Genomic DNA, 14,481 nt, shown 5'->3' on the forward strand with positions numbered 1-14,481 from the left:
CGCCCCCCTACCGATGCCCGGTGAATTCAGTCTCCACGGAGTGTTCGTCCCGACCCTGCTCGGGCTGATGCTGCTGGCCTACCTGGTCAACAGCGGCCTGCACGCGCTGCTGCAGCGTGCCGGCGCCTATCGCCATGTCTGGCACCCGCCGCTGTTCAACCTGGCCCTGTACGGCATCGTGCTGGGTGTGCTGTTCCACCTTCTGCGCTGGATGCAATCGTGAACAAGATCGTGAAAAAGACCCTGCCGGTGCTGCTCACCGGTGCCGCCGTGATCGTTGCCCTGCTGGTGCTGCGCCAGCTCTGGGTCTATTACATGGATGAGCCGTGGACCCGCGATGCGCACGTTGGTGCCGACGTGGTGCAGGTGGCGCCGGATGTGTCCGGGCTGGTGGAGGCCGTGGACGTGGCCGACAACCAGGCCGTGAAGAAGGGCGATCTGCTGTTCGTGGTCGACCGCGCGCGCTACCGCATTGCCCTGGAACAGGCCCGCGCCAGCCTGGCCGAACGCCAGGCCTCGGTGGCCCAGCTGCGCCGCGAGATCGGCCGCGACCGCAGCCTGCAGGACCTGGTGGCCGCCGAGGACGCCGAAGTGCGCCGGGCCAAGCTGCAGGCCGCGCAGGCCGCATTGGCCACCGCTCAGGCCGCCGTGGATCTGGCCGAGTTGAACCTGGCCCGTACCGAAGTGCGCGCCCCGGCCGATGGCCGGGTGAACGACCGCACCATGCGCGTGGGCGACTACGTGGTGGCCGGCAAGCCGGTGCTGGCGCTGCTGGATACCGGTTCGTTCCGCATCGATGGCTACTTCGAGGAAACCCGCCTGCGCGGCGTGGCCCCGGGCCAGCGCGTGGACATCCGCCTGATGGGCGAGGACGTCGCGCTGACCGGCCATGTGGAAAGCATCGCCGCCGGCATCGAAGACCGTTACCGCAGCAACGGCAGCAGCCTGCTGCCGAACGTGACCCCGGCCTTCGACTGGGTGCGGCTGGCGCAGCGCATCCCGGTGCGCATCGCCATCGACGAGGTCCCCGAAGGCGTGCAGCTGATCTCCGGTCGTACCGCAACGGTAACCGTCGACACCCACAGCAAGCACGCAGACAAGGCCGGCACCACGCCGACACAGGCGGGCCTGTGAACACCACCCTGCCCCGTCTCGGCCTGATCATCGCCCTGGCCAGCCTGGCGGCCTGCAAGACCGTGGGCCCTGACTACGCCCTGCCGGAAGGCTCGGCGTTCAAGCGCCCGCAGGCCAATGCGGCCTTCATCGACACCCAGAACCCGGACGTGGCCGCCAACCAGGCGCTGCCCGACCGCTGGTGGTCGCTGTACAACGACCCGGTGCTGGACGGGCTGATCACCCAGGCGCTGCGTGACAACGTCGAGCTGAAGGCTGCCGATGCGCACCTGCGCCGTGCCGCCGCCGTGTACGAGCAGGCGATGGATGCCGGTGGCTTCGAGTACGAAGCCGAGGCCGGCATCAGCCGCGCGCAGCTGTCGGCCGAGTCGTTCCTGCAGGAACACGAACTGCCGGTGATCAACCTGGCCGACGGCAAGTTCGCCGTCAGCTACCAGTTCGATCTGTTCGGCAAGCTCAAGCGCGGTGCCGAGGCGGCACACGCCGACGAACAATCGGTGGCCGCCGCGCGCGACCTGGCCCAGGTGAGCGTGGTGGCCGAGGTGGCCGACAGCTACCTGGAAATCTGCCACGCCAACCACGAACTGCACGTGGCCGAGCATTCGCTGCAGCTGCAGCAGCGCAGCCGTTCGGTCACCCAGCGGCTGATCAATGCCGGCCGTGGCACGCCGCCTGAGCTGGCCCGCGCCAACGCCCAGGTCGCCCTGCTGGAGGCCGCGCTGCCGCCGCTGCGCGCACAGCGGTCGGCCGCGGCTTATTCGCTGGCCGCCCTGCTGGGCCAGACCCCTGGCCAGTTGCCTGCCGGAGTGATCGACTGCGCCGATGCGCCGCGCCTGGCGCAGCCGCTGCCGGTGGGTGATGGCCGCGCCCTGCTGCAGCGCCGCCCCGATATCCGCCAGGCCGAACGCAAGCTGGCCTCGGCCACCGCGCGTATCGGCGTGGCCACGGCCGAGCTGTACCCGGACATCCGCCTGGGCGCCTCGCTGGGCGCGGCCGGTCTGCTGGAAGACTTCGGCACGCCGATGACCCAGCAGTGGTCGATCGGCCCGCTGATCTCCTGGACCCTGCCGTCTTCGGGCACGCATGCGCGCATCCACGCCGCCGAAGCCGGCGCCGATGCCGCGCTGGCCGAGTTCGACCATGCCGTGCTGCAGGCCCTGCGCGAGACCCAGACCGCACTGGACCGCTATGCGCAGGACCTGCGCCGCCTGCAGTCACTGCGCGAAGCACAGCAGCAGGCCGCGCTGGCCGCCGAGCAGAACCGCCGGCTGTACCAGGGTGGGCGCACGCCGTACCTGTCCAGCCTGGATGCCGACCGCAGCCTGGCCACCAGCGATGCCACCCTGGCGGCCGCCGAAGCGCAGGTGTCGCGCGACCAGATCCATCTGTTCCTGGTGCTGGGCGGTGGCTGGCAGACCACGGTTGCCCCCGCCACCGCACAGGCCCCGGCGAAATAAGCGATGGACGGACTGACCGACCGCCAGGCCTGGCTGTTTTCGATCAAGACCTACCTGGCCGCGATCGCGGCGCTGTACATCGCCATGGCCGGCAACCTGTCCCGCCCGTACTGGGCGATGGGCACGGTGTACATCGTCAGCCAGCCGCTGCTGGGCCCGACCCGGGCCAAGGGCGTGTACCGCATCGTCGGTACCCTGGTGGCCGGCCTGGCCACCCTGCTGGTACTGCCGGCGCTGGTGGAAACGCCGATGGTGCTGAGCGCGGCCATGTCGATCTGGCTGGCCGCCTGCCTGTTCCTGGCCCTGCTCAACCGCGGCCCACGGGGCTATGCGTTCCTGCTGGCCGGCTACACCACTGCCTTCATCGGCTTCCCGGCCGTCACCTCGCCGGAGACCATCTTCGACACGGTGGTGGCGCGCAGTGAGGAGATCATCCTGGGCACGGTGGTGGCGGTGCTGTTCGCTTCGCTGCTGTTCCCCGCCTCGGTGCGACCGATGCTGCGCGGGCGCATCAACAACTGGATGGAAGACGCCGCGCAATGGTGCCGGCAGATCCTGGAGCGCGGCCGCGCGCATGCCCCGCGCAACCGGCTGGCCGCCGATCTGGTGCAGTTCGAGGCCCTGATCGAGTTCCTGCGGCGCGATGATCCACGCCATGCCGGCTCCGCCGTTTCGATGGAACGGCTGCGTGAGCGCATGCTGCTGTTGCTGCCGGTGCTGTCGTCCATTGCCGACCGCTTGAGCGCGTTGCGCAGCCACGGCCAGGTGCTGCCGCAGGGCCTGCCGGAACTGGTGGACGATATCCGTGAGTGGATCGACACCCCTGCCAGCGCCAGCGACTACGCGCGCCTGCACGCGCGGATCAGCGCGCTGAAGCCGCAGGTGGACCGCGACCTGCAGCACCTGCAGCTGGCCAGCCTGCTGCTGCGCCTGGAGGAGCTGGTGGACCTGTGGCAGGACTGCCGCACCCTGCAGCACGCCATCGACCACGGCACCGCACCGCTGGACCGCGCGCACTACCGCATCCGCACCGAGCGCGTGGCCACCGACAAGCACGTGGACTACGGCATGGCGCTGTTTTCCGCGCTCAGCGCCGGTGTGGCCCTGATGAGCTACTGCGTGCTGTGGATTGGCCTGGGCTGGGAAGGCGGTGGCAACGGCGCGATGATGGCGGCGGTCACGGCGGCCTTCTTCGCCGCACAGGATGATCCGGCGCCGAGCATGGTCTCGTTCCTGGTCTGGGCCATTGTCGCGTCGCTGGTGGCCGGCGTGTATCTGTTCGGCGTATTCCCGGCCGTGCATGACTTCGGCCTGCTGGCGCTGGTGCTGGCGGTGGCGTTCCTGCCGCTGGGCCTGCTGCTGCATCACCCCAAGAGCGCCCTGTTCGCACTGCCGCTGACGGTGAACCTGGCCGCGCTGCTGAGCCTGCAGAACACCTACAGCGCCAACATCCAGAGCTTCCTGAACTCGTCCATCGCGATGTTCATCGGTATTGGCTTTGCCGTGGTGATGACCCGCCTGTTCCGTTCGGTGGGTGCCGAATGGACCGCGCGCCGACTGGTGCGGCAAGGCTGGACCACGCTGGCCGAGGCCGCCGAAGGGCGCGGCCAGCAGGACCGCCAGCGTTTCGCCGCCCGCATGCTGGATCTGCTGGGCCTGCTGGCACCGCGCCTGGCCGCGACGCCGGAAGGCAGCGACATCGCCTCGGTGGACATGCTCAACGAGGCGCGCATCGGCCTGAACATCCTGCAGCTGCGCCGTGCCCGGCTGGAACTGCCCGAGCGCAGCCGCGAAGCGGTGGAACACATCCTGGAGGAACTGGCCGCGCACTACCGGCGCCAGGTGGCGGCACGTCGCCCGATCGCCGCCAGCGAGGCCCTGCGCGAGCGACTGGATGCCTCGCTGGGGCGCGTGGGCAACGTTGCCGCCTGCAAGGCGCGCGATGAAGCGCTGATGGGCCTGATCGGCGTGCGCTTCGCGTTGTTCCCCGAGGCGAAGGCGCTGGCGCCGGGCGTGGCGATGAGTGCGGCCGGACAGCCGTAGCGCGATACCCTGTGCAGCCACAGACCCTGCGATGGGGTCAGAGCCCTCTCCTGCGGAGAGGGATCCGACCCCGGCGCTGCAACAGGACGGTTCAATGAGTTACGACATGATGGTCTTCGAGGCCAGCGCTGCACCACGCGAAGCAGCGGCCTTCATCGCCTGGTTCGAGAAGCAGGCGCAGTGGGGCGAGAACCACGAGTACGACGACCCGGCGGTCAGCAGCCCGGCGCTGCAGGCCTGGTTTGCGGACATGGCGCGGGAGTTCCCGCCAATGAACGGCCCGCTGAGCAACGATGATGACGACCGCGCCGAAGTGACCGATTACAGCATCGGCCGCGAGGTGATCTACGGTGCGTTCGCCTATTCGGTGGCGGAGCGTGCGCACGGGCGCGTGCAGGACCTGGCCGAGAAGCATGGCGTGGGGTTCTTCGATCTCAGCGCCGATGAAGCCGCGATCGTGTTTCCGGATGGGCTGGTGTTGATCGCGGAGTGAGGGTGGCGGCAGGGCTGCGCCCTGCACCCGCAGAATCAACGGCAACGGCAACGTCAAAAGCGGGGATGGCGGGGTGGGTCCGGCTGCGGGGGACGCTGCAAGTACGTCCCTGTAAGCTCGGTCGCGCCATCCATGGCGCTCACGCCCCCGCAGCCGGACCCACCCCGCCTTCGACAGTTTCCGGCGATCTGCCGGAGCACGGGGTCGGATCCCGTTGCTGCGCAACCGGCTCTGACCCCATCTGAATATCGATGTCTGACAGAAAAATCGTGTCGACCAAGGTCGACACCTACCAACAGCCTGTCGGAGTCGACACAGCAGATCCACGCCATGCGTGGATGGGGGTCAGAGCCCGTTCCCGTCGGGAACGGGATCCGGCCCCGCTTCGGCGCCCAGCCGCCAGGCGAGGCCGCCCAAGCGGCTCGCGTGCCGCTTCAACGCGGCCACCAGCACCTCTTCGCTGCCGGCCAGATGCAGCCGCTGGCGGGCGCGGGTCAGGCCGGTGTAGACCAGTTCGCGCGAGAGCACGCGGCTGTCCTGCCGCGGCAGCTGCAGCCACACCTCATCGAACTCCGAGCCTTGGGCCTTGTGCACGGTCATCGCGAAGGCGCTCTCGTGCGCCGGCAGTGCGGCCGGATGGAAGGCGCGGGGCTGGTCGAGCGTGTCGCCGGGGAACCAGGCCGCCATCGCACCCTTCGGGTCGCGCAGGCAGATGCCGATATCACCGTTGAACAGGCGATGGCGGTAGCTGTTTTCGGTCACCAGCAGCAGACGCCCCTGGAAGTAGCCGGGTGTGTTGCCGGCCAGCAGCTGTTCAATGCGGCTGTTGAGCCCGCGCGCGCCCTGCGGGCCTTCGCGCAGTGCGGTGAGCACGCGCAGGCGACCAGCCTGCTGCAGCGCGCGGCCGGGATCGTCGGCCTCGGCCAACGCGCGCCAGTGCGAGAGCAGGTGCTCGCGCTGGCCGCGCAGCGGATCGGCATCGTGTTCGTGGAAGCTGACCCCGGACAGGCTGCCGTCGCGCAGCAGGGCGAGGGCGGCGCCGCTGTCACCGTCGCGCACGGCCTGGGCCAGCGGTGCCAGCTGCAGCGCATCGCTCTGCCGATAGCCGCGCTGCAACTGCACGCGGCGGCCAGCGAAAGCGCGTGGCGGTGCCTGCGGCTGCAGGGTGGGCGCGGCCAACAGGCCGTGCAGCGCCTGCGCGTCGTCGGCACGGGTGCCGCTGCCATCGCCACTGGCACGCAGGATCGCGCTGAGCACATCGCCGGCTTCCACCGACGGCAACTGGTCCGGATCGCCCAGCAGGATCAACCGCGTACCGCTGGCGATTGCATCGACCAGCTTGGCCATCAGCGGCAGATCGATCATCGATGCTTCGTCCACCACCACCACGTCCACCGGCAGTGGATTGTCGGCGTGGTGGCGGAAGCGTGGCGAATCGGGAATGACGCCGAGCAGGCGATGCAGGGTGGTGCCGGTGCTCGGCAGCGCTGCACACAGCGCCGGGTCCAGCCCTGCTTCCTGCAGCCGCTGCACGGCCAGGCGCAGGCTTTCGGCCATGCGCTCGGCGGCACGCCCGGTGGGCGCGGCCAGGGCCACCTGCGGTGCCGGTTGCCCCGCCTGCAGCGCCTGCGCGGCCAGCAGCAGCAACAGGCGGGCGATGGTGGTGGTCTTGCCGGTACCGGGGCCGCCGGTAACCAGCGCCAGCGGGTGGCGCAGGGTCACCCCGGCCGCACGTGCCTGGTGGTCTTCCTGGGTGGCGGCGGCGGGGAACAGACGCGCGAACAAGGGCGCCAGCGCGGCCATGTCCGGCGCCGGCAGCGGGTGCCGGCCGATGCGCTGCAGTCCGGCGGCCAGCTGCCGCTCGTATTCGCGGTAGCGGCGCAGGTACAGCAGGCCGTTTTCCAGCACCAGGGGTGCCTCGGCGGCGGCGGCATCCGGGTCATCGGGCTGTGCCACCCAGGGCGAGGCCTGCAGCTGGGCCAGCCACTGCGGCGGCGGCGGCCACGCGGTCACGCCCTCGATCAGGCGACCAGGCTGCGCCGGATCGAAACCGGCATGGCCCTGCGATACCGCCAGCGAGGCCAGCGCGGCGGCCACCGCCACCGCATCGGGCGTATCGTCGCGCAAGCGCAGCAGGCTGGTGGCCAGGGCATGGTCGAGCGTCCGCAGGTGGCGCCCCACGTACAGCTGTTTCAGCAGGCTGGTGCTCATGCGCTGGCTCCGATGGCACGCGCGGCCAGTTCGGCATGGGCGGCGTCGCCACCGGCAAACAGCGCGTCCAACCCATCGACCAGCTCGGGGGCGAAGCGGTCGACATGGACCCCGTTGCCATTGCCGTCCAGGCCGCGGCAGAACAGGTAGCGGATGCCGCCGATGTCACGCGCGTAGTCGTAGGCGCGGCCCAGGCGGAAGCGCAGCCAGCGGTGCAGCGCCACGGTATAGATCAGCGCCTGCAGGTCATATTCGCTGTGGCGCATGGCGATCTGCAGCAGGTCCGGGCTGTAGCCCGGCAATCGGTTGGATTTGTAGTCGAGCACGTACCAGCGCCCATCGCGCACGTAGGTCAGGTCGATCTTGCCGGTCATCAGGCCTTCCAGGCGGCGGCGCAGGCCGAAGCCGCGGCGCGCGCTGGCGATGCCATGGGCGTGCAGCAGCTGCAGCAGCGCCGCCACACTGGTCGGCTCGATGGCGAAGTGGAACTCGATCTCGGCGCGGCGTTCGCCCTCGCCCAGGCTGTGCAGGGCACCGCCCTCGGGCAGCGCGACAGTGAGCGTGTGGCCCACCAGCGGCACCAGCACGGCCACACCATCGTCCAGGTCCTGGTCGGCGTAGCCTTCGTCGTGCAGCGCCTTGCGCAGCAGCGCGGCCTGCCCTTCGGGCGCGGGCTGCTCGGGCGTCCAGCTACCCCACGCGGCGAAATCGACGTTCTCCAGCGCCTCATGCAGCACGTTGCCGAAACGACTGCCCATGAAACGCGGGTCCGGCGGCTCGGCATCTGCGGCGGCCACGTCGGGCAAGGCCGGTTCCAGCGGCAGTTCGGCGCCGGCCGGTTCATCGGCGGCCGGTGCCGGCAGTTCGGTGGCGGCCGCTTCGACATCGTTGCCGGCATCGGCGTGTGCGAGCTGGGTGAAGCTGTACACCCACCAGTCGTGCGGCACGCGCCGGGTCAGGCTGCGCACGGCCGGCAGGTCGCCTTCCTGTTCGGCCGGCAACTGCGGCAGCCGCAGCACCGGCGCGCTGTCGTCAATGCAGACGTCGGCGTGCGTGCGCAGCGTCTGCAGATCCCCCAGCAGCGGCGCCAGGCGGGTCTTGCCCAACCCGGCAAGGTCACCGATGGCGATCCACAGCGCGTGCTCGGCGCGGGTCAGGCCCACGTACAGCAGGCGGGCGTCCTCGGCACGCTGCTCGCGATCGCGCTGGCTGCTGGCAGTCTCCCAGGCCTCGTCCTTGTCCAGCTTCCAATGCAGCTGGCGCTGGCCGTCCACGTGCACCGTGCAGTGCGCCGCGCTGTTGGGCGCGCCGCCGTCGATGCCAACGAACGGCAGGTACACCAGCGGGTATTCCAGGCCCTTGCTCTTGTGCAGGGTGATGATCTGCACCCGCCGCGCATCCGATTCCAGGCGCAGCAGCTGCTGTTCGTCGTTCTGGTCGGCATGGACCATCTGCCCCTGCAGCCAGTCCAGCAGGCCATGCATGCCCAGTGCCTGCGCCGAGGCCTCCTGCAGCAGTTCGCCCAGCTGCAGGTAGTTGGTCAGCCGGCGCTCGCCATCGATCAGCGCCAGCAAGCGTTCGCCCTGCGCGGCACAGACATCGGCCACCACGGCGAAGGGGCCGCCGCGCTGCCAGCGCTCGCGCCAATGCAGCAGCTGGGTCTGGAAGCCCCGCTGCAGGTCGCCTTCGCGCTCCATGCTGGCGATCGCGCTGGCGGGCTGGCCCAGCAGCACGGTCGCCAGCGCGGCGCGCAGCCGCCCTTCGTCGGCCGGCTGCAGCAAGGCGAGCAGCAAGGCGCGCAGATCGCGGGCCTCGCGGGTGGCGAACAGGCTCTGCTTGCCGGCGGCCACGGCGGGAATGCCCACCGCGGCCAGCGCGCGCTGCACCAGCGTTGCCTCGCGGTGCGAACGCACCAGCACGGCGATATCACCGGGCTGTACCGGCCGACCACGCAGCACCGCCGCGCCCGCGCGGGCATCGACCAGGGTCTGGTGGATGGCGGCCACGCAGGCCTGGGTCGCTGCCGCGCGCGAGGCGTCGGCGCCCATCGTCTTGTCGCCGTCACTGCGCAGCACGCGCAGGGTCAGTGCCGGCGCCGCTGCACCATCACGCAGGTAATCGTCATCGCCGCGCACGCCACCGGGACGCACCGGCTCGAAGCCGATACCCGCCTCCAGGAAGGCCTCGTCGCCGCCGTTGTCATACAGCGCCTGCAGCGCGCGCAGCACCGAGGGCCGCGAGCGGAAGTTCTGATCCAGCGGCGGCGCCGGCTGCGCGGCCTGCTTGGCCTTCAGGTAGGTGTGGATGTCACCGCCGCGGAAACCATAGATGGCCTGCTTCGGGTCGCCGATCAGGAACAGCGCCGGTGCCAGGCCCAGGGTCTGCACCTCGGTCGAATCGCCGAACACCGTGTGGAAGATGCCCCACTGGCGGTCGTCGGTGTCCTGGAATTCATCGACCAGGGCGATGCGGTACTGCTGGCGCAGTTTGCGCACCAGGTCCAGCCGCTGCGGCCCCTCCAGCGCCTGGGCCACGCCGTCGATCAGGTCGTCATAGGTCTGTACCCGGCGCGTGCGCTTGAGTGCGGCCAGGCGCTGGGCGGCCTCCTCGCGCAGGACGTGCAGGAAGTTCAGTGCGGTGCCGCGCAGCCACTGTTCACGCTGCGCCAGAAGTGCCACGTAGCGCTGCAGCGGTGCCTGCAGCGGGGAAGACGGCGTGCGATCGACGAACTTCTTGTTGGTCTTGGCCGCCAGCGCATCGGGCAACAGGGCCGGCAGACGCTCGCTGGAGAGCAGTTCGGTCGCATCGCCACGCTCGCCCCAAGCCAGCAGCTGCCTGCCCAGCGGGTGCAGCCAGCCCAGCTTGTAGGACACGCCGTTGATCCATTTGTTGTCGACCGCTTCGCACAGATCCAGGAAGAACTGTTCGCCATGCTCGCGCACGGCAAGCAAAAGTTCTGCCGCCGCGCTCTGCAGCGCCGGGCGCGGGTCATCCACGGCCAGCGGCTGCGGGCGCGGGTACAGCGGCGGCGAGGCCAGCAGCGCACGCAGGTCCGACGCCAGCGCATCGGGGTGCGACCACAGCCAGGTCAGCGGTTCCAGCGTGGCCGGGTCGTTGGCATGCACGCGCCACAGGTCGGCAGCCAGTTCCTCCAGCAGTTCGCGGTCGCTGGCCAGCAGCTCCGGCGGATCGAAGGTATGCCCGCTTTCCAGTGCGTACTCGCGCAATACGCGCGTGCAGAAGCCATGGATGGTGAAGATCGAGGCCAGGTCGATCTCGTCGGCGGCGACCTGCAGGCGGCGCTGCAGGGCGGCCGCACCTTCGCTGCCGCCATCAAGATGCCGCTGCAGCACCTGCCGGGTCAGCAGCGCGTCGGGGGCTTCGTCGGCGGCCGGCGGCAGGTCCACCAGCCGCGCGGCCAGGGCCAGACGCTCGCGGATGCGCTTGCGCAGTTCCTGGGTGGCCGCATCGGTGAAGGTCACCGCCAGGATCTGGCCGATGCGCAGGCGCTGTTCCACCACCAGGCGGGTGAACAGCGTGGCCAGGGTGAAGGTCTTGCCGGTACCGGCGCTGGCCTCGATCAGGCCGATGCCCTGCAGCGGCAGCAGCAGGTAGGGATCAACGGGGGGATTCATGCGTCGGCCTCCTTGCCGGTGCCAGCGGGACCGCGCCCGCCGCGTACCGCACCGAACACGATCTGGCTGTTGCGCAGCAGATCGGCATAGCTGTCGTCATCGGCAAAGGGATCGGCACCCCGCAACAGCAGTTGCCAGGCATCACTGTTCGCTTCGCCCCAACTGCGGTCGCTGCCGTGCCATTGCTTCCATCCTTCGCTGCGCTGTTTTTCCACGGGCGCGGTGAACAGCACCCAGCCGGTGTACGGGGCGAAGCGCAGCGGTTCTCGCAGGCCGCGCTGGCGCAGCTGCAGCAGCGCACGCAGCGCAGCGCGGGCCGAGGACACGCTCAGCGCAGGCAGCAGGTGCGGGCCGGGGCCGGCGTCGCCGCCATCGTGGAACTGCACCAGCGGCAGCGCATCGCCGGCGGCATTGGCCAGCAGCCAATCCAGCCCCTGGCGGATGACCGCATTGCCGTTGAGCGTGCCCGCGCGCAGCCGCACCAGGCCATCGGGATGGCGATCGGCCACCCGGCCATGCAGGCGCACGCCGTCGATGTCCACGTCGTAGCGGCGGCTTTCCAGCGGCTGCCCCTGCATCCAGCCCAGCATCGCACTGGCATAGGGGCGGGTCTTGAGCTGTTCGGCTTCGAACTGGCGTTCGCCCAGCGCACCGGACGGCAGCAGCCCGCGCGCGCGCAGGCGCGGGTACAGCGGCTCGGCATCGCCGTTGAGGGTGGCGCGCACGACGGCGGCCTGCACGCTGCGCTTGTCCGGCCCGCGCGCGGACAGCACCAGCGGCTCCAGGTCATCCACCTCCTCGACCTCGTCGGCCAGGCGCAGGCCCAGGGCCTGGGCCAGGAACTGTCCGGCCGGGTCACACAGGAAGCGGCGCAGCGCATCCAGTGCGACCTCCGCTTCCACCGCACCGTCCAGCGGCGGTGGCAGCGGCGCGTCGAACCACGCGGGCAGCCCAGTGCGCTGGCCGGACAGGCGCCCGGCGGCCGGGTGCCACTGCCGGCGGTAACTGAAGCGGCGCCCATCGCCTTCGCCGAACGCAGCCGGCGAGAACGGCTGCAGCGCGTGGCGCACGGTGAAGTCACGCGTGGCTGCGGCCGGGTCCAGGTGGTAGCCGGCCGCGGCGTCGATCAGTTCACTGACCAGCACCGAAGGTTCACGCACGCTGCCGTCGCGCGGGTCCGCCCCCAGGTAGCTCAGGTAGAACACGTCCTGGGCGGCGGCGAACAACTGCAGGAACAGGAAGCGATCATCCTCGCGGGTGGAACGGTCGCCTGGGCGACGACGCGGCGTATCCAGTTCGGCGGTGAGCTGGTTCAGGCCCGCAGCCGGGTCGCGGCGCGGGAAGTCGCCATCGTTCAGGCCCAGCACGCAGATCACCCGGAACGGCAGCAGGCGCATCGGCACCATGCGGCCAAAGCTGATGCCACCGGTCAGCAGCGGCGCGCGGGTATCGGCTTCGGATAGCGCACCGGCGAAGTGGGCACGCACCACCTCCGGTGGCACACCCTCTTCGAAGCCGGCGCGGGTGGCATCGTCGGCAAACTGGTTCAGCAGCTTGCGCAGACGCTCCAGTGCGCGCTGGCTGTTGGGTGAGGTGGGCGCTTCGGGCAGCAGCGCATCGAGCAGGGCCAGCAGGCGCTGGCGCCACTGTGCCGGGGTCAGCGTTTCGCCCAGCCGGCGCTGGTACAGGGCCAGCACCCGCAACAGGCGCAGCAGCCGGTCCAGCGCGTCCAGTGCACCGCCTTCCAGTTCGGTCCACGGCGCCACACCGGCCAGATCGACGTCGCTGCCGGTGGCGTGGCCCAGCAGCAGCCGGTCCAGCGCGAACTGCCAGGTATAGGCATCATCGCGCGGCGCCTGCATCTGCCCGCGGTGGTTGGCATCGATACCCCAGCGTGCGCCGGCCTGCTGCAGCCAGCCGTGCAGACGGTCGAAATCCACCGCCTCCAGGCCGGCGGCCTCGGCCAGCGGCGCGCTGGCCAGCAGGTCCAGGATCTCGTTCAGGCCGAAGCGCGATACCGGCAGGCCCAGCAGGTGCACGAACACATCGGCCAGCGGCTCACCGGCCAGCGGGCTGCTGTCGGCCAATGCATAGGGAATGTGGTCTTCTTCGCCGCTGCGGCCGCCGAACACCGCTTCCAGATACGGCACGTAGGGGTCGATGTCCGGCGCCAGCACCGCGATGTCGCGCGGCTGCAGCGGGGGATCGAAGCGCGGGTCCTGCAGCAACGCACGCAGCTGGTCGTGCAGCACCTGCAGTTCGCGCAGGCGGGTGTGGCAGGCGTGCACCTGCAGGCTCGGGTCATCGCTGTGCAGGCCATCGCGCAGTTCCCCCGAAGGCAGCGCGCGGCGGTGGAAGAGATCGCGCTGCAGGCGGTGCAGCAGGCTGTCGGCCAGGCCGCCCTCGGCCAACGTGGGCCGGGTGTCTTCTTCCGGGTCGGCATAGGCGGCGATCTCGCCGGCCGGATGCACCACTTCGTAACTGCCCAGCACCGCCATGAAGTCGCGGCCGGCGGCGCCCCAGGCCTCCAGCAGGCGGTTTTCGCCGGCGGCTTCGCCGAACGGGTCCGGTGCACCGCTGCGCAGGCGCTCGGCAAGCGTCTGCAGGTCGCCCCAGTACGACTGCACCGGGGTCGGCATATAGAAGTGCATCGCGCCCACGCGCGACTGGGTGGCCATGACCCGCAGCACATCTGGCGAGATGTTCAACGTGGCGAAGGCCGACAGGCGCGGCGGCAGGCCCTGCGGCAGCGGCTTGCCCACGCCTTCGTAGCGATCCAGGTAGTCCTGGATGCGCCGCGCGCGGTAGCCCTGGCCATGGGCGATGGCCCGCCACAGGATCGCCTGCGGATCGTCCGGGTCGGCACCGGCATCCCAGCGCAGCAGCCAGTCGCGGCGCCAGGCCTGGTATTTCTCGAAGACCGCGGCCAGTTCGCCGGCCAGCGCCCAGGGCTTCAGCGTGTCGCCGCCGGCCAGGTAGGACTGCAGCGCGCGCATCGCCGGCTGGGCCAACAGCGACGGATCGCGCAGGGCACGGTACAGTTTCCAGTGCAGCCCGGCCGCATCCAGGTCGTCGGCTTCACCGGGCACGTTCGCGTTGAGGGCGCGGGCAACGAATTCGCCCGGGGTGAGGAACTCCAGGTTCGCCGCTACGCCATACTCGGCCGCCAGGGTGGCCTGCAGCCAGCGGCGCATGGCTACCTGGGGAATCAGCACCACCTCCGGGGCCAGCAGCGGCTGGCCGGGAACCGGCGCACGCACGTTGCGCGCCAGCAGCGCGGCCAGCACATCCAGGGAGTTGGAATGGTAGAGACGGAAATCGTTGCCGGGGTCACTCATCGTGCACAGTGTGCCGCACGACCGCCGCTATTCAATGGTGTACCGGCAGGACCGGTACGGATTGTTCCGGGGTACCGCAACATTGTCCCGGCCGCGCCGGTGGCACGGCGTGCCACAATACTGCACCGTCCAGTCCGCTTATGTTCAGCCGACTGGCCCGATTCTGCCCT

8 protein-coding genes are annotated in these 14,481 nt (G+C 70.2%); 5 read left to right on the forward strand and 3 right to left on the reverse strand.

Features of this window, described 5'->3' with window-relative positions; all coding sequences use genetic code 11:
• Positions 1-13 precede the first annotated feature (13 nt).
• From C1922_RS20115 to C1922_RS20135, 5 genes are all read left to right on the forward strand, one after another.
• Positions 14-223: a DUF1656 domain-containing protein gene (locus C1922_RS20115; protein WP_108751398.1), complete on the forward strand. Its 210-nt coding sequence runs from the start codon at positions 14-16 to the stop codon at positions 221-223.
• A complete protein-coding gene (locus C1922_RS20120; protein WP_199912207.1) occupies positions 220-1,134 on the forward strand; it encodes an HlyD family secretion protein in 915 nt (304 codons plus the stop codon). Before C1922_RS20115 ends, C1922_RS20120 begins: the two co-directional genes overlap by 4 nt.
• The gene (locus C1922_RS20125; protein WP_108751400.1) at positions 1,131-2,591 is read left to right on the forward strand and encodes an efflux transporter outer membrane subunit; all 1,461 of its coding nucleotides are present in this window, start codon (positions 1,131-1,133) and stop codon (positions 2,589-2,591) included. Before C1922_RS20120 ends, C1922_RS20125 begins: the two co-directional genes overlap by 4 nt.
• 3 nt (positions 2,592-2,594) lie before the next feature.
• Positions 2,595-4,634: an FUSC family protein gene (locus C1922_RS20130; protein ID WP_108751401.1), complete on the forward strand. Its 2,040-nt coding sequence runs from the start codon at positions 2,595-2,597 to the stop codon at positions 4,632-4,634.
• 94 nt (positions 4,635-4,728) lie between these two features.
• Positions 4,729-5,127, forward strand: a complete 399-nt coding sequence (locus C1922_RS20135) for a hypothetical protein (RefSeq protein ID WP_108751402.1) — start codon at positions 4,729-4,731, stop codon at positions 5,125-5,127.
• A 345-nt stretch (positions 5,128-5,472) separates the two neighbouring features.
• Here C1922_RS20135 and recD read toward each other — a convergent pair whose 3' ends face one another.
• From recD to recC, 3 genes are read right to left on the reverse strand one after another with little or no spacing between them, the layout of a single operon-like run.
• Positions 5,473-7,338: an exodeoxyribonuclease V subunit alpha gene (gene recD, locus C1922_RS20140; protein WP_108751403.1), complete on the reverse strand. Its 1,866-nt coding sequence runs from the start codon at positions 7,336-7,338 to the stop codon at positions 5,473-5,475.
• The gene (recB, locus tag C1922_RS20145) at positions 7,335-10,973 is read right to left on the reverse strand and encodes an exodeoxyribonuclease V subunit beta (RefSeq protein ID WP_108751404.1); all 3,639 of its coding nucleotides are present in this window, start codon (positions 10,971-10,973) and stop codon (positions 7,335-7,337) included. Before recB ends, recD begins: the two co-directional genes overlap by 4 nt.
• The gene (recC, locus tag C1922_RS20150; protein ID WP_108751405.1) at positions 10,970-14,311 is read right to left on the reverse strand and encodes an exodeoxyribonuclease V subunit gamma; all 3,342 of its coding nucleotides are present in this window, start codon (positions 14,309-14,311) and stop codon (positions 10,970-10,972) included. The genes recB and recC overlap by 4 nt, the downstream gene beginning before the upstream one ends.
• Between the last annotated feature and the right edge of the window lie 170 nt (positions 14,312-14,481).

The organism is Stenotrophomonas sp. ZAC14D2_NAIMI4_7 (genome assembly GCF_003086675.1).
Taxonomy (GTDB): Bacteria; Pseudomonadota; Gammaproteobacteria; order Xanthomonadales; family Xanthomonadaceae; genus Stenotrophomonas.

Excerpts from the sequence above, each read along its gene's own strand:
- recD (WP_108751403.1), bottom strand. The coding sequence starts at position 7,338 with ATGAGCACCAGCCTGCTGAAACAGCTGTACGTGGGGCGCCACCTGCGG.
- C1922_RS20115 (WP_108751398.1), top strand. The coding sequence starts at position 14 with ATGCCCGGTGAATTCAGTCTCCACGGAGTGTTCGTCCCGACCCTGCTC.
- C1922_RS20135 (WP_108751402.1), top strand. The coding sequence starts at position 4,729 with ATGAGTTACGACATGATGGTCTTCGAGGCCAGCGCTGCACCACGCGAA.
- C1922_RS20130 (WP_108751401.1), top strand. The coding sequence starts at position 2,595 with ATGGACGGACTGACCGACCGCCAGGCCTGGCTGTTTTCGATCAAGACC.
- recC (WP_108751405.1), bottom strand. The coding sequence starts at position 14,311 with ATGAGTGACCCCGGCAACGATTTCCGTCTCTACCATTCCAACTCCCTG.
- recB (WP_108751404.1), bottom strand. The coding sequence starts at position 10,973 with ATGAATCCCCCCGTTGATCCCTACCTGCTGCTGCCGCTGCAGGGCATC.